The following is a 23,767-nucleotide window of genomic DNA, read 5'->3' on the forward strand; positions in this document are numbered from 1 at the left end:
GCCTTTCAGGTCGGCATGGGCATCGGCGTGCCGCTGTTGAGGTTCATCCAGCCGCGCACGATGCGATACAGGAACCAGATGGAGATGACCACCCAGGCGATCCAGCCCGGCGCCACCAGCAGCAGCCACAACGGTGCGGTGAGGATGTAGAGGCCGCCGGCCCACAGCACGCTGCGGATGCGCCAGCGGAAATGCGACTCCTGCCAGGTGCCGGCCGCATCGTCGCGCTTGACGAGGTCGAGCACGAAGGCCACCAGCAGCAGCACGACGCTGGCCTGCACGCCCGGCAGCACAGCGCCGATGGCAACGACGAGGTGCAGCAGGTAGCTGATGTGGCCGATGGTCCTCAGCGAACGCTCGCGATCGGATTCGATGTCGGTGATTTCAGCCATGGGTGTCGCCCTCTCGGTCTTTCAGTTTGCGCGCCGCGAATTCCTCGAGTCCCGACGTGCCGGCGCGCCGCTCCAGCTCGGCCAGCACGTCGGCCGGCTTGAGCCCGAAGGCGCTGAGCGCCAGCATCGAGTGGAACCACAGGTCGGCGACCTCGTAGACGATCTTCTGCGGATCGCCGTCCTTGGCGGCCATCACCGTTTCGGTGGCCTCCTCGCCGATCTTCTTGAGGATGGCGTCGGTGCCCTTGTGGAACAGGCGCGCCACGTAGCTCTTGTCGGGATCGCCGCCCTTGCGGGCCTCGATCACCTCGGCCAGCCGCGCCAGCGTGTCGTTCGAGCTCATTTGTAGATGCGCTCCGGGTCTTTCAGGACGGGCTCGACGGCGTGCCAGGCACCGTCCTGGTAGCGCTTGAAGAAGCAGGAATGGCGGCCGGTGTGGCAGGCGATGCCGGGCGTGTGGCCGAGCTGCTCCACCTTCAGCAGCACCACGTCGTTGTCGCAATCGAGCCTCAGCTCGCGCACCTTCTGGATGTGCCCCGATTCCTCGCCCTTGTGCCAGAGCCGGTTTCGCGAGCGGCTGAAGTACACGGCCTCTCCGAGCTCGGCGGTCTGCTGCAGCGCCTCGCGGTTCATGAAGGCGAACATCAGCACGTCGTTGCTGCCGACTTCCTGCGCGATGACAGGCACCAGGCCCTGCGCGTCCCACCTGACTTCGTCGAGCCAACTCATGCTGGTCAGTGTAGCAATCACCCTCGGTGCGTCGCCCCTGCAAAACCGCGTTCGAAGGCGAACCACTGCAACACCGGCACGGTCCCCGGCAGCACCGGGACCACCTCCACCGGCAGACACTGCCAGGCCATCGACTGGCGCTCGCGCATCTCGAAGTCGCCGTGCCATTCATGCACCTTGCAAAAGTGCAGCCGCACCCGCGCGTGCGGGTAGTCCATCATCTCGACCTTCCAAGGGTGGGCGTGGACGATGGTGATGCCCAGCTCCTCGTGCAGCTCGCGCCGCAGCGCCTCTTCGACGGTCTCGCCGGGCTCGAGCTTGCCGCCCGGGAACTCCCAGTAGCCGGCGTAGACCTTGCCTTCGGGACGCGAGGTGAGCAGGAAGCGACCCTGCGCATCGATCAGCACGCCGACGGCCACGTCCACCGGCGTGCGCTGCGTGCCGCCGGTCATGGGTGATGCCTTCCGGCGTAGTCCTTCGCGAACTGATAGGCGACGCGGCCGGAGCGCGAACCGCGTTCCAGCGCCCACACCAGCGACTCCTGGCGCGCGGCGGCGATGGCCGCTTCGTCGACGCCGAAGCCGCGCAGCCACTCGGCGACGATGGTCAGGTACTCGGCCTGGGTGAACGGATAGAAGCTGACCCACAGGCCGAACCGCTCGGACAGCGAGATCTTCTCCTCCACCACCTCGCCGGGATGCACTTCGCCGTCCTCGGTGTGCTGGTACGTGAGGTTTTCCTTCATGTACTCGGGCAGCAGGTGGCGGCGGTTGCTGGTCGCGTAGATGAGGACGTTGTCGGACGACTGGGCGACCGAGCCGTCGAGAATCGACTTCAGCGCCTTGTAGCCGGCCTCGCCCTCGTCGAAGCTCAGGTCGTCGCAGAACACGACGAAGCGCTCGGGGCGCTCGGCGACCAGGTCGACGATGTCCGGCAGATCGACCAGGTCGGCCTTGTCGACCTCGATCAGCCGCAGGCCTTGCGGCGAAAACTCGTTCAGGCAGGCCTTGATCAGCGAGCTCTTGCCAGTGCCGCGGGCGCCGGTGAGCAGCACGTTGTTCGCGGCGTGCCCGTCGACGAACTGGCGCGTGTTGCGCACCAGCCGCTCCTTCTGCGGTTCCACCTCGCACAGGTTGGCGAGCCGGATCGTGGCCACGTGGCGCACCGGCTCGAGCCGGCCGCTGCCGCCGCGCTTGCGGTAGCGAAACGCCACCGAAGCGGACCAGTCCGGCGCCGCCGGCGGGTGCGGCAGCACCGCTTCGAGGCGCGCCATCAGCGCCTCGGCGCGCGAGAGGAGGGAATTCACGTCAGCCATGGGCGCCGATTATCGGCGCGCGACCTCGGCGATCTCGTCGTCGGCGATGGCGAACACCCGGTCGCCCTCGCCCCACTCGATGGGGTGCATCCCGGTGAAGCTGCCGAAGGCCGGCAGCACGCCCACCTGGGGCCCGAAGTGGAAGCATGGCAAGCGCAGGTGGTCCCGGGCACGCCCGCCGATGCCGACGCAAGGATGCAGGTGGCCGGCCAGCACGTAGCGGCCCGGCATCGGCTTCGGGTGGTGGCACAGCGCGACGCCGTCCAGCAGCAGCGGCTCGTCGACGATCTCGAAGCGCCATGCGGACGGCGGATCGCCGGCGCGCCGATCGTGGTTGCCGCGCACCAGCGTCAGCGCCAGCTGGGGCTGCGACTCGCGCCAGCGCCTCACGGCGTCCATGGTCGACACCGCTCGCGAGCGTGCCGAATGCAGGAAATCGCCGAGGAAGACGATGCGCGAGGCGCCGGTGCGGTGGACCAGGCGGTCCAGGGCGCCGAGCGTCTCCGCGGTGGTCCCTTGCGGCACCGGCACGCCCCAGCGGCGAAACGACACGGCCTTGCCGATGTGTGCGTCGGCAATCAGCAGCGTCCGGTGGTCAGCGAGGAAAGCCGCCCTCTCGGGCAGCAGGGTCAGCGGCTGGCCGCCGACCTGAATGGCGGTCATGCGCGTCGGAAGAGGGTCGTCAGGCGACCATCAGACGCAGCGCCGCATCGAGATGTTCCGTCGGAGTGCGCTTGAAGCCCGAGCGGGCGTAGCGCTGCAGACGGCCCACGGCGAAGGCGGTGAGCACCGAAGCCTGGGCATTGGCATCCACGGTCGGCGTGACCGAGCCGTTGGCCTCGGCGGCCGTGCGCAGGCTTTGCCGCAGCTGCGATTCGATCCGGTCGAAGAACTGGTTCATGCGCGTCAGCAGCCGGTCGTTCTCGAAGACCAGCGCATCGCCGACCATCACGCGCGTCATCCCGGGATTCTTCTCGCCGAACTGCAGGAGGACGGTCAGGATCTGGCGCGCTTGCGCCGTGCCGGCGGCCTCGCGCTCATTGATCTGGTTGGCCAGCGTGAAGACGCTCTGCTCGATGAACTCGATCAGTCCCTCGAACATCTGGGCCTTGCTCGCGAAGTGGCGATAGAGCGCCGCTTCGGACACATCGAGCTTGCCGGCCAGGGCGGCCGTCGTGATGCGCTCGGCGCCCGGCTGTTCGAGCATCGCCGCCAGGGTTTGCAGGATTTGCACACGCCGCTCTCCGGGCTTGGGCCGCTTGCGCGTGCCGCCGGCCGCCACGACGGCGGATTCGCTGTCGGCGGCCGCGATGCCTTCGGAAGGGTTCTCAGCGTGGGAGGTCATCTCGAATGCACCACAGCGAGCGCAGAGCTTGTATCCGGTTGATTCTGGCACACACGTATGCGGGCTTGGGGCAAGGGTGAACACCAACTTTCATGCTCTGGCGCCGGTCGTGAAAAGCGCCACGAAGGTAGCGTTGCATCCAGACGGTTTTCATGCCGACCGACCGCGCCGCGCGCTGGTGCACCAGGGTGTCTTCCACCAGCACGCAGCGGCTGGGCGGCGTCTTCAGACGGGCGGCGACGTGCCGGAGCATTCGGGCGTCCGGCTTGGGGCGGTGGTGGCCGAACATCGTCATGTCTTCGATGCACAGGATGCCGTCGAAGCAGCCGCTGAGCCGCAAGGTGTCGAGCACGCGCATGGCGTAGCCGCGCGGCGCGTTGGTCAGCACGAACTTGGCGCCGGGCAGGCGGCGCAGGGCGGCGCGGTCGTGCGCGCTGGTGCGCAGCCGGGACTCGAGGCCGGGCAGGCGGTGCGTCTGTTCAAGAAAGTGCGCGGGCCGCACGCCGTGGTGGCGGACCAGGCCCAGCAGGGTCGCACCGTAGCGGTGCCAGTAGTGCTGCCGCAGGGCCGACGCTTCCGCCGCGGTCAGCTGCAGGTGCTCGACCATGTACGCCGTCATCGCCTCGCTGGTGTGGCCGATGGCGGCGTGGGTCGCGTCGTGCAGCGTGTCGTCGAGGTCGAACAGCCAGACCCGCGCAGGGCGGGCTTTCAACGCAGCTCCGCGACGAAGAAGTGACCCGGCGCGGGCGATGTCGGCTTCAGCTCGTGGACTGCCAGCACCTGATGCGGCACCGGATGCGCGAAGCGCGGGCCGTCGAACACGAAGGTGTGGAACTCGCCGTTCTCGCCGCACGCATCGACCTGCGACGGCAGGTCTGCGATGAAGCCGGAATCGAATTCGCGGCCGCAGAAGCCGGCGTCGAGAGAGAGCGCATCGACGCAGACCACCCGCGCCCGATAGCCCAGCGCCAGCAGTTCGTCGACCAGCCCCTGGCGCGGCTCCTGCCACAGCGGCAGCACCGCCTGCAGTCCGGCCGCGCCGCAGACCTTTTCCTCCCAGTCGCGGTGCGCCTGCAGGTCGATGTCGCCGAACAGGCCGTGGGTGATGCCCTCGCCGGCGAATGCGCGAAGCTGCTCGGTGAAGACCGATTCGTAGGTCGTCCACGAGGCCTGCCGCATCACCAGCGGAATGCCGAGCGCGGCCGCCTGCGCCTGCATCAACGCCGGCGGCAAGGCATGCGAGCGCGAGCGCTCGCCGGTCTCGTCGAACATCGCCAGCAGCGCCCGCACGTCGTGGCCCGCGTCGAGCGAGCGGTGCAGTGCGAGCATCGAATCCTTGCCGCCGCTCCAGGAGAAGAAACTACGCATCGAAGGCAGAGCGACCGACGGCTCAGTGACTGCGGATCATCGTCCCGTACGCCTGCTCGGTCAGGATCTCCAGCAGCATCGCGTGCGGCACGCGCCCGTCGATGATGTGCACGGTGTTGACGCCATTCTTCGCCGCGTCGAGCGCCGATGCGATCTTGGGCAGCATGCCGCCGGAGATCGTGCCGTCGGCGAACAATTCATCGATCTCGCGCGCCGACAGATTGGTCAGCAGGTTGCCCTGCTTGTCCAGGACGCCCGGCGTGTTGGTCAGCATCATCAGCTTCTCGGCCTTCAGCACCTCGGCCAGCTTGCCGGCCACGACGTCGGCGTTGATGTTGTAGTTCTCGTTGCTCGCGCCGAAGCCGAGCGGCGAGATCACCGGGATGAACTGGTCGTCCTGCAGCGCCTTGACCACGCTCGGGTCGATGGACTCGATCTCGCCGACCTGGCCGACGTCGTGCTCTTTCGTGGGGTCGTTCTTGTCGAGCATCTTCAGCTTGCGCGCCCGGATGAGCCCGCCGTCGCGGCCGGTCAGGCCCACCGCCTTGCCACCCGCCACGTTGATCAGGCCGACGATGTCCTGCTGCACCTGGCCGGCGAGCACCCACTCGACGACCTCCATCGTCTCGTCGTCGGTGACCCGCATGCCCTGGATGAACGTCCCCTTCTTGCCCACCTTGGCGAGCGCCTCGTCGATCTGCGGACCGCCGCCGTGCACCACCACCGGGTTCATGCCCACCAGCTTGAGCAGCACGACATCCTCGGCGAAGTCCTGCTGCAGGGACGGATCGGTCATCGCGTTGCCGCCGTACTTGATGACGATGGTCTTGCCGTGAAAGCGGCGGATGTACGGCAGCGCCTCCGCGAGGATCTCGGCCTTGTCGCGAGGCGCGATGTGGCTCAGATCGGGTGAGGCGTGATGCGAAGGGCGGGCGGGGGGCTCGGCGCTCATGGCGGTCCTTGGCGAGTCGAATGCCGGAAATTGTAGGGGCCGGGTCGTGCCCGAGGCGTCGTGCGTGGCGCCGTCAATACGCCCGGCCGCGCTTGTACTGGGCGTGGCTGCGCCGTTCCAGCGTCGTGCCCCGCGCCATCGCGGCAAACGAGGCGCCGGCATGCGCATGGCAGATGGCGAGCCCCAGCGCATCGGCCGCGTCCTTGCCCGGCAGCCCGGGCAGCTTCAGCAGGCGCATCACCATTTCCTGGATCTGCTCCTTGCGCGCCTGCCCGTGGCCCACGATGGCCTTCTTCATCTGCAGGGCGGTGTACTCGGACACGTCGAGGTCGGTGGAGACCAGGGCCGTCAGCGCCGCGCCGCGCGCCTGTCCGAGCAGCAGCGTCGACTGCGGATTGACGTTGACGAACACGATCTCCATCGCCGCGCAGCTCGGCTGGTAGCGTGCCGCGACCTCGCGCACGCCGTCGAAGATGATCTTGAGCCTCGCCGGCAGCTGGCCGATGGCGACGCTGTCCGTCCTGATGGTCCCGCTGGCGACGTAGCCCAGCCGCGGGCCGTCGGCTTCGATGATGCCGAAGCCGGTGGTCCGCAGACCGGGGTCGATGCCGAGAATGCGCATGCCCGATTAGAGACCGAAGTACCAGCGCACGGCGTGGAAAAACACCGGTGCGGCGAAGCACAGCGGCGCGACGCGGTCGAGCACGCCCACCGCACCGGTCACCGAGGCCTTGCCGCCCCAGGTGCGTACGCCGGCGTCGCGCTTGAGCGCCTTCATCACGAACTCGCCCAGCGTGCCGGTGGCGCCGGCAATGAAGCCCATCACCAGCGCGGGGATCGGCTTGAACGGCGTCGCCCAGTACAGCAGCGCGCCGACGAAGGCGGAGGCGCCAGCCCCGATGAGCCAGGCGCGCCACGAGAAGGAGCGGCTGATCGCGCGCGCGACCGGGCGCCGGCGCAGGCGCCGGGTGGCGAGCTCCTGTGCGATCTGAGCGGTGGCGACGACGACCACCAGGTAGAACACCAGGAACGCACCGCGGCCGGCATAGCGCGGCAGGTCGATGAGCAGCAGGGCCGGCGCATGGCTCATGCCGTAGATGCAGACCATCACGCCCCACTGGATCTTCGCGGTGCGCTCGAGAAACCGCTGAGGGTCGTTGCCCAGCGCGCTGACCACCGGAATCGCGAAGAACACGTACACCGGGATGAAGACCGTGAAGAAGTCGAAGTGCCGGCTGCCGGCGAGCATGAACTGCAGCGGCAGCGCGACGAAGAAGGCGAGCAGCAGGCTGCGGTGGTCGGCGCGGCGGGTGTGCGTGAGCGTGATGAACTCGCGGAACGCGACGAACGAGACGATCCCGAACAGCAGCGTCGCGGCGACGGCGCCCAGCACCCACGACACCCAGAACAGCACCGCGCCCCACCAGACGGCGCGCAGGTCGCGCTTGAAGCGCTCGTGCATCGCGAGCTGGCCGTCGCTGCGCTCGCTCAGCGTGCGGCTGAAGGCGACCACCGTGACCAGGGCCAGCACGCCGAACAGGGCGACGAACAGCAGGCCGACCTGCTCGGTGATCGTGAGGTTGCGCAGCGCGCCCATCAGTGCACGCTGCGCAACGAGACGACCGCCTCGCGCGCCCTGTCGAGGAATGCGCGCTTGTCCTCGCCGGGCAGGATCTGCAGCGGCGCGCCGAAGGTCACCGAGCACAGGATGGGCACCGGCACCACCTCGCCCTTTGGCATGACGCGCTGCACGTTGTCGATCCACGCCGGAATCAGCTGCACCTGGGGGAACTGCTCGGCGAGGTGGTACAGCCCCGACTTGAACGGCTGCGGGTCACCCTTGTTGCCGCGGGTGCCCTCCGGGAAGATCACGAGCGAGTCACCGTTGTGCAGCGCTTCGACCAGCGGCTCGAGAGGATCCTGATCGTCGGTGCGCTGGCGATTCACATAGACGGCGTTGAAGATCTCGCGCGTGATCCATTGCTTCAGCGGGCTGGATGTCCAGTAGTCGCGGGCCGCGATGGGCCGCGTCACGGCGCGCAGGTCACCCGGCAGCGCAGCCCAGATGAGCACCAGGTCGAAGTGGCTCTGGTGGTTGGCGAAGTAGATGCGCTGCTCCGCCTTGGGCGGACAGCCATACCAGTGGCCTTGCGCGCCGGTGATCAGGCGGGCGAGGAACGACAGCAGCAGGCCGGCAGCGTCGGCAAGTTTCATGGACCGCGATGGTATCCGCGGCCCACCGCGTATCAGTGGCGGAAGTGACGCACGCCGGTGAGCACCATCGCGATGCCGCGCTCGTCGGCGGCGGCGATCACCTCGTCGTCGCGCACGCTGCCTCCGGGCTGGATCACGCAGGTGGCGCCCGCGTCGCAGACCACGTCGAGTCCGTCGCGGAACGGGAAGAACGCGTCGCTTGCCACGGCCGAGCCCTTCAGCGACAGGCCGGCGTTCTCCGCCTTGATGCTGGCGATGCGCGCCGAATCGATCCGGCTCATCTGGCCCGCGCCGACGCCGAGCGTCATGCCGCCGCCGCAGAACACGATCGCATTGCTCTTGACGTACTTGGCGACCTTCCAGGCGAACAGCAGGTCGTCGAGCTGGCTCGGGGTGGGCTGCGCCTTGGTGACGATCCTCAGCTCGGATGCCGCGATCTCCCGGTTGTCCGCCGTCTGGATCAGCAGGCCGGAACCCACGCGCTTCACGTCCTGGGCATTGCGGCCCTGCTGCCACGGCGTCTCGCCGCCCGGCGGCAGGGCGATCTGCAGCACGCGGGTGTTGGGCTTCGCCGCGAACACCAGCAGCGCTTCGGGCGTGAATGCCGGCGCGATGAGCACCTCGACGAACTGCTTGGCGACCTGCTGCGCCGCCGTGGCGTCGAGCTCGCAGTTGAAGGCGATGATGCCGCCGAAGGCCGAGGTGGAGTCCGTCTTGAAGGCCTTGCTGTACGCCTCGGCGGGACTGGCGCCGACGGCGACGCCGCAGGGATTGGCGTGCTTGACGATGACGCAGGCGGGCGTCTGGAAGCTCTTCACGCACTCCCAGGCCGCGTCGGCGTCGGCGATGTTGTTGTACGAGAGTTCCTTTCCTTGCAGCTGCCGTGCCGTCACCAGCGAGCCGGGCGCCGGGTGCAGGTCGCGGTAGAACGCGGCGCTCTGGTGCGGGTTCTCGCCGTAGCGCAGGTCCTGGAGCTTGACGAACCGGGCGTTGCTCTGCCCGGGGTACTCGGCGCGTTGCCCTTCGGGTTGCAGCGAGGACAGGTAGTCGCTGATCGCCGCGTCGTAGTTGGAGATGCGGTTGAAGGCGGCCACGGCCAGCGCGAACTTCGTCGCGCTGCTCACCTCGCCCGACTCCTTCAGCTGCGCGACCACCTGCGGGTACTGGGACGCATCGGTGAGCACCGCCACGTCCTTCCAGTTCTTCGCCGCAGACCGCACCATCGCGGGGCCGCCGATGTCGATGTTCTCGATCGCATCCTCGAGCGAGCAGCCGGGCCTGGCGACAGTGGCTTCGAACGGATAGAGATTCACCACCAGCAGGTCGATGGCGGAGATGCCGTGCCGGGTGAGCGCTTCCATGTGCGCCGGCACGTCGCGGCGTGCCAGCAGGCCGCCGTGGATCTTGGGATGCAGCGTCTTCACGCGGCCCTCGAGCATTTCGGGGAAGCCCGTGTGGTCCGCGACTTCGGTCACCGGCAGACCGGCGTCGGCCAAGAGCCTGGCGGTGCCGCCGGTGGACAGCAGCTTCACGCCCAGGGCGTGCAGCTCGCGCGCGAAGTCGAGCACGCCCGTCTTGTCGGACACGGAAACGAGTGCGGTGAGGGAGGTCATGGTCACTTGATCAGCTTGTGCTCGACCAGCTTGCGGCGCAGCGTGTTGCGGTTGATGCCCAGCCATTCGGCGGCGCGGCTCTGGTTGCCTTCGGCGTGCTTCATCACCACGTCGAGCAGCGGCTTCTCGACGACGCTGATGATCATCTCGTACATCGACGTCGGCTCCACGCCGCGCAGGTCCTTGAAATAGCTCTCCAGGCTGTCGCGAATGCACTCTTCGATGTGTTTCTTGCTCATGCTTGTTCTTGGAGGTAGTCGTCGTTGGCGGCCGCCGAAGGCGCCGGCAGCAGGCGGTGCGACTCGGCGAGCTCGTCGAACCAGTCGGAGACGGCAAGGACCTGCGATTCGCAGGTCTCGAGCTGGTTCATGCGCGCGCGGAACGCCTCGCCGCCGGGCAGTGCACGCACCGCCCAGCCGATGTGCTTGCGTGCGCTGCGCACGCCCGCGTACTCGCCGTACAGGCCGTAGTGGTCGTCCAGGTGGGCCAGCAGCCATTGCTTGGCCTGAAGCACCTCGGGCGCCTGCAGCTCTTCGCCGGTGCAAAGAAAGTGAGCCACCTCGCGAAAGATCCACGGCCGGCCCTGCGCGGCGCGCCCGATCATGATCGCGTCGGCGCCGGTGAGGCGAAGCACTTCTCGCGCCTTGTGCGGCGAGTCGATGTCACCGTTGGCAACGACCGGAATCGACACGGCCGCCTTCACCGCGGCGACCGTGTCGTATTCGGCTTGCCCCTTGTAGCCCTGCTCGCGGGTGCGGCCGTGCACCGTCACCATCGCGATGCCTGCCTGCTCGGCGCCGCGAGCGAGTCGCACCGCGTTGCGCTCGCTGTGGCACCAGCCCGTGCGCATCTTGAGCGTCACCGGCACGTTGCGAGGCGCGCAGGCCGCGACCACGGCTTCGACGATCCGCAAGGCGAGCGGCTCGTCCTGCATCAACGCCGAGCCGGCCCACTTGTTGCACACCTTCTTGGCAGGGCAGCCCATGTTGATGTCGATGATCTGCGCCCCACGATCGATGTTGTACGCCGCTGCCTCGGCCATCATCGCGGCCTCCGTGCCGGCGATCTGCACCGCGATGGGCGCCACTTCGCCGTCGTGATTGGCGCGGCGGCTGGTCTTCAGGCTGTTCCACAGGTCGCGGCGCGAGGTCACCATCTCGCTCACCGCATAGCCCGCACCGAGCCGCTTGCAAAGCTGGCGGAACGGCCGGTCCGTCACCCCCGCCATCGGCGCGACAAAGAGGCTGTTCGGCAGCTCGATGTGGCCGATCTTCATGGAGCGTGAGGGGGTGTGCTGAAAAAGGAGGCAGGAGTATAGCGGGCCGCATTCGCCGAATTGGAGCGTCCCCACCGTCTTCGCATAATGCAAGCGATGGATGCATGGATCACCACGCTGATGGCCTGGCTGGCATTGCCCCAATACGGCCTCAGCACGGTATTCGTCGTGTCGCTCGTGTCCGCGACCCTGCTGCCCCTGGGGTCGGAGCCGGCGGTGTTCGGTCTGGTGAAGCTCAACGCGGCGCTGTTCTGGCCGGCCGTGCTCGTCGCGACGGCCGGCAACACCGTCGGGGGCGCCATCACATGGTGGATGGGCTACGGAGCCGAGCGCGCATACGAGCACGTCACGCACGACCCGAGCGCCGCGCACCCGCGGGCACTGCGCTGGCTCGAGCGCTTCGGCGCCAAGGCGTGCCTGCTGTCGTGGCTGCCGCTGGTGGGCGATCCGCTGTGCGCAGTGGCCGGGTGGCTCAAGCTGCCGTTCTGGCCTTGCATCGTCTACATGGCAATCGGAAAGTTCGGCCGCTACTTCACGATGACAGCGGCGCTGCTGTGGTTCTTTCCCGAACGCCTGGGAACCTGAGGCTCACGCGCGCGGAAGGGCGTGATCCAGCTCGTCGAGCACCTGCTCCAGCCGCTGCAGCGCACGTCCCGAGCGGCTGCGCGCGAAACTGGGCGCCCGCTTGCTCACCAGCGTTCGCGTCGTGTCGTCCAGCACATGCCGCAGGAGCGACACGCCGTGCGGCGCCAGCTGCGCCGCCAACACGGCGTGGCGCTCACGCAGCAGGCGCCGCGTCTGCTGGTAGGCGTGCTCGGCGAGCAGTCGGCGCTGCGAGTAGCTGAAGGTGTTGGCGAGGAACATCTCCGCATCGCGCTGGTCGGGCTCGAACAGCAGGATCGTCGTGTGCGGATGGCTGCGCTCGTAGCCTTTCATGCCCAGCTGCAGCCGTGAATGGATCATCGTGCGGAAAGTCTGCGACAGCACCACCGGCAGTCCGCCGTCGACGAGCTTGGGAATGCGCTCGCCGCCGCCGGACAGCACCCGGTGCTGCGGCGATTCGGTGGCGTCGAACGGCACCAGGGGATTCAGGCAGATCAGCAGATCGACGTCTTCCTCGAGCAGCACCGAGGCGTGCAGCGTCTTCTTCAGCGCGCCGTCGACATAGTGACGGCCGTCGATCTCGACGGGCGGAAACAGCCCCGGCAGTGCAGCGCTGGCCTGCACGGCCTTCGAGATGGGCACGTGGTCGAAGCCCGGCTGGCCGAACGGGGCCGAGTCTCCGCTGTCGAGATCGGTCGCGACGAGCACCAGCTTGCGCTTGAGCTGCCGGAAATCGTTGGTGCGCCCGGGCGCGGAGAACTGGCGGCGCAGCTGCACGTCGATCATCGCGTTGGAGAACAGTCCCGCCGGGAGCGCGCGTCCCAGCCGCTCGAAGGCACTGGACAGCGAGCGCCGCTTGAACACGTAGCGGTACGACGCCTGCGCCGCCAGCACGGGCAGCGACGCCATCCGCTTGGCGATCTCGCCCCACGCCAGGCGCACGAGCACCGATGGCTCGAAGATGTCGTGTTCCGGGCCGGCGTTTTCGATGAACGACGCGCACAGCTCGCGCGGCGTCATGCCGTTGGCCAGACCCGCGGCGATGAAGCCGCCGGCCGACACGCCGACGTAGGCATCGATGTCGGCGAAGCTCACGCCGTCGAGCGCTTCTTCCAGTGCGCACAGCGCGCCGATCTCGTAGATGGCGCCCAGCGGTCCGCCGCCGGCCAGCGCCAGGGCGATGCGCGGCTTTCGGGGAGTCCGGCTCATGCTTTCATGCGCCCTGGAATCTTCCCGGCCGCGAAAAAGGGCGCCGCAGCGCCCTTTGCTTCGATCGACCCACGGCTCACGCCGACTTGCGCGCCGCGGCACGCTTGGTGGCCGGCTTGCGCACGCCGTCGGCGGCGCTGGCCTTGGCCGCGGTGCGAGCGGGAGCGCTCTTCGACAGCTTGGCCACTTGGGCGGACAGCTCGTCGATGCGCTTGATCAGCGCCTCGACGTCCTTGGCCGACGGCACGCCGAGCTTGCTCAGGGCCTTGGAGGTGCGCTCCTCGAAGATCGCCTCGAGCTTGTCCCACTGCTGGCCCGCCTTGGCCGTCACGTCGCCCGCCATATTGCTCATCCGGCTGGTCACTTCGCCGATCTTCTCTTCGGCGACCGCCTGCGTCTTGCGCTGCAGCGCGGTGCCTTCCTTGACCAGCGCTTCGAACACCTTGCCGCCCTCTTCCTGCGCCTTCGAGAAGGCGCCGAGGCCGGCCAGCCAGATCTGCTGCGCCGATTCCTTCACCGTGCCGGCGAGTGCGCTGTCCAGCAGGCCGGCGGGGGACGCGGCTTTCTTTTCAGCCATTTGCTTGAGCTTCTTCACCATGATGTGTGTCCTCGGGGTACGCGCGAACTGCCGAGCGGCAGCGGCTCGGGAAACTATAGGTTCGTGCGCAGGGCCGGACACCCGAATTCTTTAGTGAGTCGGCTCTATGGGCGCGCCTCGTGCGATCACTGCAATGACGTCACCGTCCGCTCCGGGTAAACGACGAAGTCGTGGCACGAGGCGTTTGGAAAGAATGTGCAGCTCAACAAACGACCCGCGTCACGCAAGGAGGACCGCATGCAGTATTTCGTCACCGGAGCCACCGGCTTCATCGGCAAACGCCTCGTCAAGACCTTGCTGGAGCGCCGCGGCTCGACGGTGTACTTTCTGCTGCGACCCGAGAGCGAGGGCAAGGTGCCCGATCTGCTTGCGTACTGGGGCGTGAGCAAGACGCGGGCGATTCCGGTGTACGGCGACCTGACGACCAAGAAGCTCGGCGTGTCGGCGGAGGACGTCAAGGGGCTCAAGGGACAGATCGATCACCTGTACCACCTGGCCGCGGTGTACGACCTGTCGGCCGACGAGGAGTCGCAGGTCCAGGTCAACATCGAAGGCACGCGCAACGCGGTGGAATTCGCCAAGGCGATCGACGCCGGCCACCTGCATCACGTGAGCTCGATCGCCGCCGCGGGCCTGTACGAGGGCGTCTTCCGCGAAGACATGTTCGAGGAAGCCGAAGGCCTGGACCATCCGTACTTCCTGACCAAGCACGAGAGCGAGAAGATCGTGCGCAAGGAGTCCAAGGTGCCGTGGACGGTGTATCGCCCGGCCATGGTGGTGGGCGACTCCACCAACGGCGAGATGGACAAGATCGACGGGCCCTACTACTTCTTCAAGGTCATCCAGCGCATGCGGCAGATCCTGCCGCCGTGGATGCCGAGCGTCGGCCTCGAAGGCGGACGGGTCAACATCGTGCCGGTGGACTTCGTGGTCGCGGCGCTCGACCACATCAGCCACCTGAAGACCGAGCTCAACAAGAAGTGCTTCCACCTCGTGGATCCCCAGGGCTACCGGGTTGGCGACGTGCTCGACATCTTCAGCAAGGCCGCCCATGCGCCGAAGATGAACCTCTTCGTCAACGCCGCGCTGCTGGGCTTCATCCCGAAGAGCGTGAAGAAGGGGCTGATGGCACTGGCGCCGGTGCGCCGCGTGCGCGCGGCGGTGATGAAGGACCTGGGACTGCCGGAGGACATCCTCACCTTCGTCAACTACCCGACGCGCTTCGACTCGCGCGAGACGCAGGCGGCCCTGAAGGGCTCGGGCATCGAGTGCCCCGATCTCAAGGACTACGCGTGGCGGTTGTGGGACTACTGGGAGCGCCATCTCGACCCGGCGCTGTTCATCGACCACAGCCTGCGCGGCGCGGTGGGCGGCAAGGTGGTGCTGGTCACCGGCGGCTCGTCGGGCATCGGCCTGGCGGCGGCGATCAAGTTCGCGGAGGCCGGCGCCGTCACCATCATCTGCGCGCGCGACGAGGCCAAGCTGGCCGAGGCGAAGAAGGAGATCCTCGAGAAAGCCGGCAAGGATGCGACCGTCGTCACCTACTCGGCGGACATCGCCGAGGAGGACAGCTGCGCCGCGCTGATCGAGTGGATCACCGAGAACCACGGCGGCGTCGACTTCCTGATCAACAACGCCGGCCGCTCGATCCGCCGCGCGATCGAGTCGAGCTACGACCGCTTTCACGACTTCGAGCGCACGATGCAGCTCAACTACTTCGGCTGCCTGCGCGTGACGATGGGGTTGTTGCCGGGCATGGTGGCCAAGCACAAGGGGCACGTCGTCAACATCAGCTCGATCGGCGTGCTGACCAATGCGCCGCGCTTCTCGGCCTACGTCGCCTCCAAGGCCGCGCTCGATGCCTGGACGCGCTGCGCGTCGAGCGAATACGCCGACCAGGGCATCACCTTCACCACGATCAACATGCCGCTGGTGCGCACGCCGATGATCGCGCCCACCAAGATCTACAACAACGTGCCGACGCTGGCGCCCGAGGAGGCCGCCGACATGATCGCGCAGGCCTGCGTCGACAAGCCGGTGCGCATCGCCACGCGCCTGGGCGTGGCCGGGGAACTGCTGCATGCGCTGATGCCGCGCGTGGCGCAGATCGTGATGAACACGAGCTTCCGCATGTTCCCCGACAGCGCCGCCGCCAAGGGCGACAAGGGCGCCAAGCCGATGCTGTCGCCGGAAGCGATCGCCATGCAGCAGATGATGCGCGGGATTCATTTCTAGACGTCACCGGGGCGCGGCGCCCGAATCCGCTTCGGCGACAATTCGGGCGATGTATGCATTGTTCGAAGACGCGGGGAAGTTCCTCGCCGGGCGCGTCATGTCCGAGGCCGACAGCTCGATGCAGGTCGAGCTCGACTCGGGCAAGCGTGTCAAGGTGAAGGCAGCGAACGTGCTGCTCAAGTTCGAGAAGCCGGCGCCGGCCGACCTGATCTCGTCGGCGCAGGCGCTCGCCCGCGACATCGACCTCGACCTCGCCTGGGAATTCGCGCCGGAGCAGGAGTTCGGCTTCGCCGACCTGGCGCGGGACTACTTCGACGTCAACGCCGACGCCACCAAGCAGGCGGCGGCTCTCTTCCGCCTGTTCGAGGCACCGCACTACTTCCGCCGGCTGGGCAAGGGCAATTTCAGGAAGGCGCCGGAAGACATCGTCAAGGCCGCCCTGCTGGGAATCGAGCGCAAGAAGCAGATCGCCGCGCAGATCGATGCGTGGGCCACGCAGATCGCGGGCGGTGAGTGTCCCGCGCCGGTGCGCGAGCAGCTCTACAAGATCCTGTTCAAGCCGGACCGCAACGCGCCCGAGTACAAGGCGGTGGTCGAAGCCGCCAGGCGCTCGCAGCGGGCGCCGCTCGACCTTCTCACGGCGGCCGGCGCGATCGATTCGCCGTACCAGTTCCACTGGAAGCGCTTCCTGTTCGAGAACTTCCCGCGCGGCACCGCCTTCCCGACGCTGACCGCGCCCGCCATCAAGGAGGCACTGCCGTCGGCCACCACGCCGGCCTTCTCGATCGACGACTCCGCCACCACCGAGATCGACGACGCGCTGTCGGTGCGGGGCCTGGGCACCGGCACCGTGGTGTTCGGCATCCACATCGCTGCACCCGGACTGGCCATCGCGCCCGACGGAGCCATCGACAAGGTCGCGCGCGATCGCCTGTCGACCGTCTACATGCCGGGCTACAAGCTGACGATGCTGCCCGACGACGTGGTTCAGGCCTACACGCTGACCGAGGGCCGCGACTGCCCTGCGGTTTCGCTGTACCTCAGTCTCGACGAGGCCTCGCTCGCGATCCAGTCGACCGAGACGAAGCTGGAGCGCGTGCCTGTCGTCGCCAACCTGCGCCACGACCAGCTCGACAGCGTCATCACCGAAGCTTCGCTGACCGGCGATGCGCCGGCGCCCTATCCTTTCGCCCCCGAGCTCGGCTTTGCCTTCCGTCTTGCCAAGCACCTCAAGGCGCAGCGAGAGGTCGTTCGCGGCAAGCCGGAGAACTTCAATCGACCGGACTACACCTTTCGCCTCGAGGGCAACGGGGATCGCGAGCCCCGGGGTGACGAGGCCGTGCGCATCGGGCTGCGCCAGCGCGGCGCGCCGCTCGACCTGATCGTCGCCGAGGCGATGATCCTGGCCAACAGCACCTGGGGCGCATGGCTCAACGAATGCGGCGTGCCGGGCATCTATCGCAGCCAGGCGAGCCTGGCGCCAGGGGTGAAGGTGCGCATGGGGATCAAGCCCGCACCGCACGCCGGCATGGGCGTCGCACAGTACACCTGGGCCACGTCGCCGCTGCGCCGCTACGTGGACCTGGTGAACCAGTGGCAGATCATCGCCTGCGCCCGTCATGGCCGCACGGCGGCGCTGGCCGCGCCGTTCAAGCCCAAGGATGCAGCGCTGTTCTCCATCATCTCGGGCTTCGACGCCGCATACGCCTCCTACAACGGCTTCCAGTCGGCCATCGAGCGCTACTGGACGCTGAAGTACCTGGCGCAGAACGACGTGCGGGAGATCGAGGCGGTGGTGATGAAGGACGGCCTCGTGCGGGCCGACGCGCTGCCGCTGGTCTTTCGCGCGGTGGGCGCCGAAAGCCTGCCGCGCGGCGCCCGCGCGCGCGTGCGCATCGCCGCAACCGACCTGCTCACGCTCGATGTCCATGCCAGCGTGATCGCCCGCCTGGACGACGCCACGACCGTTGCCGACGACGCGATCATCGAGGAGCCCGAAGCCGAGGAAGGGACCGACAGCGCGGGTCCGCTCACGCTCGCGATCGACGTGAAGGACGACGACGGCGAGCCGGCCGCGGCGCCGGCGACCGACGCCGCCTGACGCATCCATGTCCAAGCCGATTCCCACCCTGCACATCGCGCTCGGCGTCTCGCTCGCCGTGCACGCGGCGCTGCTGTTCGTGCGCATCGTCGATCCCGAGGGCTTCAACCGCGTGTTCCAGGACACGCCGCTGGAGGTCATCCTCGTCAATGCGCGCTCCAAGGAGATGCCGACCAAGGCGCAGGCGATCGCGCAGGCCCGGCTGGCCGGCGGGGGTGAGGCCGAGAAGGGCCGCGCCACCTCGCCGCTGCCGCCATCGGCTTTGGTCGAGCTGGGCGAGGCGGTGGACGAGTCGCACCGACAGATCGAGCAGCTGCAGGAAACGCAGCAGCAACTGCTGGCCCGCGTGAAGCGCGAGCTGGCGCAGATGCCGGCGCCCGATCCGCGCAAGGAAGCCACCACCAAGGAAGAGAAGGCGCTGCGCGAGGAGCGGCGCCAGCGCCTGGCGCTGCTGGCCGAGATCGAGAAGCGCATCCAGGAAGAGAACGCCCGGCCGAAGAAGCGCTACATCAGCCCCGCCACGCGCGAAGAGGCCTATGCCATCTACTACGACGCACTGCGCCGCAAGATCGAAGAGCGCGGCACGCGCAACTTCCCCGAGCACAAGGGCAAGCGTCTCTACGGCGAGCTGATGATGGTGCTGACCGTCGATGCCGCCGGCCGCGTCGTCGACACCGAGGTGGTGCAGGCGTCGCCGTCGAAGATCCTGGACAAGCGCGCCGTCGCCATCGTCAAGGCGGCGGCCCCCTTCGGCTCCTTCTCGCAGGCGATGAAGCGGGAGGCCGACCAGCTCGTCATCACGTCGCGCTTCAAGTTCCACGGCGAGCGCCTCGAGACCACGCTGAGCGCCAACCCCGGACGCTAGATCGATACCCCCGATGGACCGTTACGTCGTTGCCGGCAACCCGGTTGAGCACAGCCAGTCGCCGTTCATCCACGCGCTTTTTGCGCGCGCCACTGGCGAGCATGTCTCCTACGGCCGCCTGCTGTGTCCGATGGACGCGTTCGGCGACACGGTGAGGCACTTCGCCGCCGAAGGCGGGCGCGGCTGCAATGTCACCGTGCCGTTCAAGTTCGAGGCTTTCCGGCTCGCCGCCCGGCACAGCGAGCGGGCGCGGCTCGCCGAGGCCGTGAACACGCTGCGCTTCGATGCCGACGGCTGGTGGGGCGACAACACCGACGGCGCGGGCCTCGTGCGCGACATCGAGCACAACGCCCAGCGCCCGCTCGCCGGACGCCGGGTGCTTCTGATAGGCGCCGGCGGCGCAGCAGCGGGTGCCTTGGGGCCGTTGATCCAGGCGCGGCCAGCCGTGCTGGCCGTCGCCAACCGCACGATCGAGCGGGCGCAGGTGCTGCTGGAGCGCCATCGGCCGCTGGCCGCTTCGCAAGGCGTGCACCTGCTGGCCTTGGAACTCGACGACGCCGGGGCGGCCTACGACGTCGTCGTCAATGCCAGCGCCAGCAGCATGCACGGTGGCGACGTGCCGGTCGATGCGCGCGTGCTGCGCCCCGGCGCCCTCGCGCTGGACATGATGTACGGACCGGCGGCCCAGCGCTTTGTGCAGTGGGCCGAGCAGCACGGCGCGATCGGCCGCGATGGACTCGGCATGCTGGTCGAGCAGGCGGCAGAGGCGTTCAGCCAGTGGCGCGGCATGCGGCCCGACACCGCGCCGGTCCTCTCCGCGGTGCAGCTGAAGCTCCACGAGGCCGCCTCGTGACCGCTTCCTCGCCGTCTCGCGTGTGGAGCCATGCCTGGCGGGTGCTGGCGCTCATCGTCGTCTGCCTGCTCGGTCTGCAGCTGTACTTCGTCGCCCGCATCGCGCTCATGCGCTTCGTCGATCCCGAATCGACCAGCTTCCAGCGATCCGAAGCGTGGCGGCTGATCGCCGAGAAGAATCACCTCGCCTGGAGCCAGGAGTGGGTCGAGTACGCGCGGATCTCGCCGAATCTGAAGCGCGCCGTCATCGCTTCGGAGGATGCCGGCTTCGCCGACCACGGCGGCGTCGACTGGGACGCTCTCGAGCGTGCCTGGGAGCGCAACCTGAAGGCCGAGGAGCGCGTGGCCAGGATCAACGCCGACATGGAACGCCGCGCGGCGTTGCGCGGACAACGCAGGGTCGAAGCGCCGGTCGGCGCTGCCGCCAAGCCGCCGGCACGCGCGCAACCGAGAATCGTGGGCGGGTCCACCATCACGCAGCAGCTCGCGAAGAACCTGTTCCTCGGCAGCGAGCGCAGCTGGGCGCGCAAGGCCCAGGAATTCGCCATCACCTTCATGCTCGAAAGCCTGCTGTCGAAGCAGCGCATCCTCGAGATCTACCTCAACAGCGTCGAATGGGGCGAAGGGGTGTTCGGCGCCGAGGCGGCGTCGCGCCACTACTTCCATGTCGGGGCGTCCCAGCTCTCGCCGTACGCCGCGGCGCGGCTGGCCGTCATGCTGCCCGCGCCCAAGCGCTTCGAGAAGCGTCCTGGCTCGCCTTACGTCACCGGCCGGGCGAGCACGGTCATGGCCCGCATGGGGGCGGTGGATCTGCCCTAGCGCCAGCCGGTGCGAACCTAGAATGGTTCGCATGCCCCCGTCCGCCCTCACCGCTGAAATTGCCGCGGTCGCGGCGCGCCTGGTCGTCGAGGAAGGCATGGAATACGGCCCGGCCAAGCGCCGCGCGGCGCGCACGGTCGCCAAGCACAGCGTGCGGCCAGCCGAATTGCCCGGCAACGACGAGGTCGAGGACGAGGTACGGACGTACCTCTCGCTGTTCCACGCCGACACGCAGCCCGCCGAACTGGAAGCGCTGCGCCGGGTGGCGCTGCGCTGGATGGCGCGGCTCGAACCGTTCCGGCCCCATCTCACCGGCGCCGTCTGGCGCGGCACCGCCACACGGCTCAACAGCGTCCATCTGGAGCTCTACTGCGACGACTCCAAGTCGGCCGAGCTCGCGCTGATCGACCTCGGTGTCGACTACGAGGTCGGCAGCCTGAACGGCCCGCGCGGCGAGCCGGTCGAAGTGCTGAGCGTGACCAGCCGCAGCGCCGAGCTGGAGGAGTTCGTCACGGTCTACATGACGGTGCTCGACCACGACGACCTGCGCGGTGCGCTGAAGCCTGACGCGCGCGGCCGCTCGCAGCGCGGCGATCTGGCCGCACTGCAGGCGCTGCTCGACCCATGAAGCGCCGCAGCTGGGTCGCCGGCGGCGTTGTCGCGGTGCTCGCCGCCGGCGGCGGGATCGCCTGGTCGCTGCGCCATGGCGCCCGGGACGAGCCGGACCCAACGGAGGCGGCATTCTGGAATCTGAGCTTCCAGCAGCCCGGCGGCGGCGGGACGCTTGCGATGGCGGGCTTTCGCGGCCGGCCGCTGCTAGTGAACTTCTGGGCGACCTGGTGCGCGCCGTGCGTCAAGGAAATGCCGCTGCTCGACCGCTTTCACAGAGAGAGGCGGGCCGCCGGCTGGCAGGTGGTGGGGATAGCCGTCGACAGCGACGGGCCCGTGCGCGAATACCTCGCACGACTGCCGATGAGCTTTCCCATCGCGCTGGCCGGCATCGAGGGCGTGACGATCGCCCGCAGCCTCGGCAACACCAACGGTCTGTTGCCGTTCACCGTGGTGTTCAGCCGCGACGGACGCATCGCGGACCGCCGCCTGGGTGCCGTCGAGCCGCAGCAGCTCGAGCGCTGGGAGCGTCGGCTGGCCAGCCCGGGCTGAGCCGGACGCAGCCGTTTCGGCTTGTCAAGCGGTTTAATTTGCTGCAATTGGCAGCAACAGCCTACAAACCGCGTAAAGTTCGCCCCGCTCTGTCTTCCGGGTTCCGCCGTCGGAGCCACCCCGTTGGGACAGCGATATGGGTGGAGATCGACGCTGAACTGCCCGGTATCGCGACAAAAGCAGGGCGCCGCCCGATGGCGCGCGCCGAACGGACGGCCGGCGACCCTCGCTGCCCCGTCCGATGACTACAAATGATTTGGTTGGAGCAGCTCAATGGACCTTCGCAAGCTCAAGACACTGATCGACCTCGTGTCGGAGTCGAACATCTCGGAACTCGAGATCACCGAGGCCGACGGCAAGGTGCGCATCGTCAAGGCCGAGCCCGCCGCGGCGGTGCACCCGATGGTCACGCATGCCGCGCCGGCGGCAGCCGCCGCGGCCGTTCCGGTACAGCCGCCTTCGGCGGCCGCCACGGTCGCCGCACTCCCGACAGCAGCGGCCGAGGAGCCGGCGCCCACCGGCCACGCCGTCAAGTCCCCGATGGTCGGCACCTTCTATCGCTCGGCGAACCCGGGGGCCGAACCGTTCGTCGAAGTCGGCGACCAGATCAAGGAAGGTGAGCCGATCTGCATCATCGAGGCGATGAAGATCATGAACGAGATCGAGGCCGACAAGAGCGGCAAGGTCTCGAAGATCCTGGTTGAAAACGGCCAGGCGGTCGAGTTCGGCCAGCCGCTGTTCATCATCGAGTAAGAGCCACTCGATGTTCAAGAAGATATTGATAGCCAACCGCGGGGAGATCGCCCTGCGCATCCAGCGGGCGTGCCGCGAGCTCGGCGTGAAATCGGTCGTCGTCTATTCCGAAGCCGACCGCGACGCCAAGTACGTGAAGCTCGCCGACGAGGCGGTCTGCATCGGCCCGCCGCCGTCGGCGCAGAGCTACCTCAACATGCCGGCGATCATCTCGACCGCCGAGGTGACCGACGCGGAAGCGATTCATCCGGGCTACGGCTTCCTGTCGGAGAACGCCGATTTCGCTGAGCGCGTGGAGCGAAGCGGCTTCACCTTCATCGGCCCCACACCCGATGCGATCCGCATCATGGGCGACAAGGTCCAGGCCAAGCAGGCCATGATCAAGGCGGGCGTGCCGTGCGTGCCGGGGTCCGAAGGCGAGCTGCCGGAGGATCCGAAGGAGATCATCCGCATCGCGCGCAGCATCGGCTATCCGGTGATCGTCAAGGCGGCCGGCGGCGGCGGCGGCCGGGGCATGCGGGTGGTGCACACCGAGGCGGCGCTGATCCATGCGGTACAGACCACACGGGCAGAAGCCGGTGCCGCCTTCGGCAATCCGGCCGTCTACATGGAGAAGTTTCTCGAGAACCCGCGCCACATCGAGATCCAGGTGCTGGCCGACCAGCACAAGAACGCGGTGTGGCTGGGCGAGCGTGACTGCTCCATGCAGCGGCGCCACCAGAAGATCATCGAGGAGGCGCCCGCGCCGGGCATCTCCCGACGCGTGATCGAGCGCATCGGCGAGCGCTGTGCGCAGGCCTGCAAGCGCATCGGCTACCGCGGCGCAGGCACCTTCGAGTTCCTGTTCGAGGACGGCGAGTTCTATTTCATCGAGATGAACACCCGCGTGCAGGTCGAGCATCCGGTGACGGAACTGGTGACCGGCATCGACATCGTGCAGATGCAGATCCGCGTGGCCGCCGGCGAGAAGCTGCCGTTCGCGCAGCGCCAGATCCAGATGCGCGGCCATGCCATCGAGTGCCGCGTCAACGCCGAGGACCCGTACAAGTTCACGCCGTCGCCGGGCCGCATCACGATGTGGCATCCGCCGGGCGGTCCCGGCGTGCGGGTCGACTCGCACGCCTACACCAACTACTTCGTGCCGCCCAACTACGACTCGATGATCGGCAAGATCATCGTGCACGGCGACACCCGTGAGCAGGCGCTGGCTCGCATGCGCATTGCGCTTTCCGAGACGGTGGTCGAGGGCATCCTCACCAACATCCCGCTGCACCGCGAGCTCATGGTCGACCCGAAGTTCGCCGAAGGGGGCACCAGCATCCACTATCTGGAAGGCTGGATGGGCAAGCACAAGCGATAAAGAATCG

At 68.0% G+C, this 23,767-nt stretch carries 28 protein-coding genes; 10 read left to right on the plus strand and 18 right to left on the minus strand.

Annotated elements, in window-relative coordinates; genetic code table 11:
• Positions 1 to 5: 5 nt before the first annotated feature.
• The 16 genes from P7V53_RS28090 to dusB all read right to left on the minus strand — a co-directional run bounded on the left by P7V53_RS28090 (position 6) and on the right by dusB (position 11,204).
• Positions 6 to 392: a hypothetical protein gene (locus tag P7V53_RS28090; RefSeq protein ID WP_280152783.1), complete on the minus strand. Its 387-nt coding sequence runs from the start codon at positions 390 to 392 to the stop codon at positions 6 to 8.
• Positions 385 to 735, minus strand: coding sequence for a phosphoribosyl-ATP diphosphatase (locus tag P7V53_RS28095; RefSeq protein WP_280152784.1), 351 nt, complete (start codon positions 733 to 735; stop codon positions 385 to 387). Before P7V53_RS28095 ends, P7V53_RS28090 begins: the two co-directional genes overlap by 8 nt.
• Positions 732 to 1,121 (minus strand): phosphoribosyl-AMP cyclohydrolase, encoded by a 390-nt coding sequence (hisI, locus tag P7V53_RS28100; RefSeq protein ID WP_280152785.1) that lies wholly within the window; start codon positions 1,119 to 1,121, stop codon positions 732 to 734. The genes P7V53_RS28095 and hisI overlap by 4 nt, the downstream gene beginning before the upstream one ends.
• A 17-nt stretch (positions 1,122 to 1,138) precedes the next feature.
• Complete coding sequence (locus P7V53_RS28105) at positions 1,139 to 1,573, minus strand: NUDIX domain-containing protein (protein WP_280152786.1); 435 nt, start codon at positions 1,571 to 1,573, stop codon at positions 1,139 to 1,141.
• Complete coding sequence (locus P7V53_RS28110; RefSeq protein ID WP_280152787.1) at positions 1,570 to 2,436, minus strand: ATP-binding protein; 867 nt, start codon at positions 2,434 to 2,436, stop codon at positions 1,570 to 1,572. The genes P7V53_RS28105 and P7V53_RS28110 overlap by 4 nt, the downstream gene beginning before the upstream one ends.
• A gap of 9 nt (positions 2,437 to 2,445) precedes the next feature.
• On the minus strand, positions 2,446 to 3,099 hold the full coding sequence (gene pdeM / locus P7V53_RS28115) for a ligase-associated DNA damage response endonuclease PdeM (protein ID WP_280152788.1): 654 nt from the start codon (positions 3,097 to 3,099) through the stop codon (positions 2,446 to 2,448).
• A gap of 19 nt (positions 3,100 to 3,118) precedes the next feature.
• On the minus strand, positions 3,119 to 3,781 hold the full coding sequence (slmA, locus tag P7V53_RS28120) for a nucleoid occlusion factor SlmA (RefSeq protein WP_280152789.1): 663 nt from the start codon (positions 3,779 to 3,781) through the stop codon (positions 3,119 to 3,121).
• On the minus strand, positions 3,765 to 4,493 hold the full coding sequence (locus P7V53_RS28125) for a pyrimidine 5'-nucleotidase (protein WP_280152790.1): 729 nt from the start codon (positions 4,491 to 4,493) through the stop codon (positions 3,765 to 3,767). Before P7V53_RS28125 ends, slmA begins: the two co-directional genes overlap by 17 nt.
• Complete coding sequence (locus P7V53_RS28130) at positions 4,490 to 5,149, minus strand: diphthine--ammonia ligase (protein WP_280152791.1); 660 nt, start codon at positions 5,147 to 5,149, stop codon at positions 4,490 to 4,492. Before P7V53_RS28130 ends, P7V53_RS28125 begins: the two co-directional genes overlap by 4 nt.
• A 22-nt stretch (positions 5,150 to 5,171) precedes the next feature.
• Positions 5,172 to 6,101, minus strand: coding sequence for an acetylglutamate kinase (gene argB, locus P7V53_RS28135; protein ID WP_280152792.1), 930 nt, complete (start codon positions 6,099 to 6,101; stop codon positions 5,172 to 5,174).
• 73 nt (positions 6,102 to 6,174) lie between these two features.
• On the minus strand, positions 6,175 to 6,723 hold the full coding sequence (gene ruvC / locus P7V53_RS28140) for a crossover junction endodeoxyribonuclease RuvC (RefSeq protein WP_280152793.1): 549 nt from the start codon (positions 6,721 to 6,723) through the stop codon (positions 6,175 to 6,177).
• Positions 6,724 to 6,729: 6 nt separating this feature from the next.
• Positions 6,730 to 7,698 (minus strand): phosphatidate cytidylyltransferase, encoded by a 969-nt coding sequence (locus P7V53_RS28145; RefSeq protein ID WP_280152794.1) that lies wholly within the window; start codon positions 7,696 to 7,698, stop codon positions 6,730 to 6,732.
• A complete protein-coding gene (locus P7V53_RS28150) occupies positions 7,698 to 8,315 on the minus strand; it encodes a lysophospholipid acyltransferase family protein (RefSeq protein WP_280152795.1) in 618 nt (205 codons plus the stop codon). Before P7V53_RS28150 ends, P7V53_RS28145 begins: the two co-directional genes overlap by 1 nt.
• Before the next feature lie 32 nt (positions 8,316 to 8,347).
• Entirely contained in the window at positions 8,348 to 9,928 is a 1,581-nt protein-coding gene (purH, locus tag P7V53_RS28155; protein ID WP_280152796.1) for a bifunctional phosphoribosylaminoimidazolecarboxamide formyltransferase/IMP cyclohydrolase, read from the minus strand.
• Between the two features lie 2 nt (positions 9,929 to 9,930).
• The gene (locus P7V53_RS28160; protein WP_280152797.1) at positions 9,931 to 10,167 is read right to left on the minus strand and encodes a Fis family transcriptional regulator; all 237 of its coding nucleotides are present in this window, start codon (positions 10,165 to 10,167) and stop codon (positions 9,931 to 9,933) included.
• Positions 10,164 to 11,204: a tRNA dihydrouridine synthase DusB gene (gene dusB / locus P7V53_RS28165; protein ID WP_280152798.1), complete on the minus strand. Its 1,041-nt coding sequence runs from the start codon at positions 11,202 to 11,204 to the stop codon at positions 10,164 to 10,166. The genes P7V53_RS28160 and dusB overlap by 4 nt, the downstream gene beginning before the upstream one ends.
• A 96-nt stretch (positions 11,205 to 11,300) precedes the next feature.
• On the opposite strand from dusB, the gene P7V53_RS28170 reads away from it, so the two are divergent.
• Entirely contained in the window at positions 11,301 to 11,789 is a 489-nt protein-coding gene (locus P7V53_RS28170; RefSeq protein WP_280152799.1) for a YqaA family protein, read from the plus strand.
• Between the two features lie 3 nt (positions 11,790 to 11,792).
• On the opposite strand, the gene P7V53_RS28175 is transcribed toward P7V53_RS28170, so the two are convergent.
• Both P7V53_RS28175 and P7V53_RS28180 read right to left on the minus strand, forming a co-directional pair.
• A complete protein-coding gene (locus tag P7V53_RS28175; protein ID WP_280152800.1) occupies positions 11,793 to 13,016 on the minus strand; it encodes a patatin-like phospholipase family protein in 1,224 nt (407 codons plus the stop codon).
• A 76-nt stretch (positions 13,017 to 13,092) separates the two neighbouring features.
• On the minus strand, positions 13,093 to 13,614 hold the full coding sequence (locus tag P7V53_RS28180; RefSeq protein ID WP_280152801.1) for a phasin family protein: 522 nt from the start codon (positions 13,612 to 13,614) through the stop codon (positions 13,093 to 13,095).
• A 237-nt stretch (positions 13,615 to 13,851) separates the two neighbouring features.
• Here P7V53_RS28180 and P7V53_RS28185 point away from each other — a divergent pair, with 237 nt between their 5' ends.
• The 9 genes from P7V53_RS28185 (at position 13,852) to accC (ending at position 23,760) form a co-directional block, all read left to right on the plus strand.
• On the plus strand, positions 13,852 to 15,849 hold the full coding sequence (locus P7V53_RS28185; RefSeq protein ID WP_280152802.1) for an SDR family oxidoreductase: 1,998 nt from the start codon (positions 13,852 to 13,854) through the stop codon (positions 15,847 to 15,849).
• A gap of 49 nt (positions 15,850 to 15,898) precedes the next feature.
• Positions 15,899 to 17,950: an RNB domain-containing ribonuclease gene (locus P7V53_RS28190; RefSeq protein ID WP_280152803.1), complete on the plus strand. Its 2,052-nt coding sequence runs from the start codon at positions 15,899 to 15,901 to the stop codon at positions 17,948 to 17,950.
• A 7-nt stretch (positions 17,951 to 17,957) separates the two neighbouring features.
• Positions 17,958 to 18,815: a TonB family protein gene (locus P7V53_RS28195; RefSeq protein WP_280152804.1), complete on the plus strand. Its 858-nt coding sequence runs from the start codon at positions 17,958 to 17,960 to the stop codon at positions 18,813 to 18,815.
• A 13-nt stretch (positions 18,816 to 18,828) separates the two neighbouring features.
• The gene (gene aroE, locus P7V53_RS28200) at positions 18,829 to 19,668 is read left to right on the plus strand and encodes a shikimate dehydrogenase (RefSeq protein ID WP_280152805.1); all 840 of its coding nucleotides are present in this window, start codon (positions 18,829 to 18,831) and stop codon (positions 19,666 to 19,668) included.
• A complete protein-coding gene (locus P7V53_RS28205; RefSeq protein WP_280152806.1) occupies positions 19,665 to 20,486 on the plus strand; it encodes a transglycosylase domain-containing protein in 822 nt (273 codons plus the stop codon). Before aroE ends, P7V53_RS28205 begins: the two co-directional genes overlap by 4 nt.
• A gap of 31 nt (positions 20,487 to 20,517) precedes the next feature.
• Positions 20,518 to 21,114: a hypothetical protein gene (locus P7V53_RS28210; protein WP_280152807.1), complete on the plus strand. Its 597-nt coding sequence runs from the start codon at positions 20,518 to 20,520 to the stop codon at positions 21,112 to 21,114.
• A complete protein-coding gene (locus P7V53_RS28215; protein WP_280152808.1) occupies positions 21,111 to 21,647 on the plus strand; it encodes a TlpA disulfide reductase family protein in 537 nt (178 codons plus the stop codon). Before P7V53_RS28210 ends, P7V53_RS28215 begins: the two co-directional genes overlap by 4 nt.
• 273 nt (positions 21,648 to 21,920) lie before the next feature.
• Positions 21,921 to 22,400, plus strand: a complete 480-nt coding sequence (accB, locus tag P7V53_RS28220) for an acetyl-CoA carboxylase biotin carboxyl carrier protein (protein ID WP_280152809.1) — start codon at positions 21,921 to 21,923, stop codon at positions 22,398 to 22,400.
• A gap of 10 nt (positions 22,401 to 22,410) precedes the next feature.
• Positions 22,411 to 23,760 (plus strand): acetyl-CoA carboxylase biotin carboxylase subunit, encoded by a 1,350-nt coding sequence (accC, locus tag P7V53_RS28225; RefSeq protein WP_280152810.1) that lies wholly within the window; start codon positions 22,411 to 22,413, stop codon positions 23,758 to 23,760.
• Positions 23,761 to 23,767 lie beyond the last annotated feature (7 nt).

Source organism: Piscinibacter sp. XHJ-5 (genome assembly GCF_029855045.1).
Lineage (GTDB): Bacteria > Pseudomonadota > Gammaproteobacteria > Burkholderiales > Burkholderiaceae_C > Albitalea.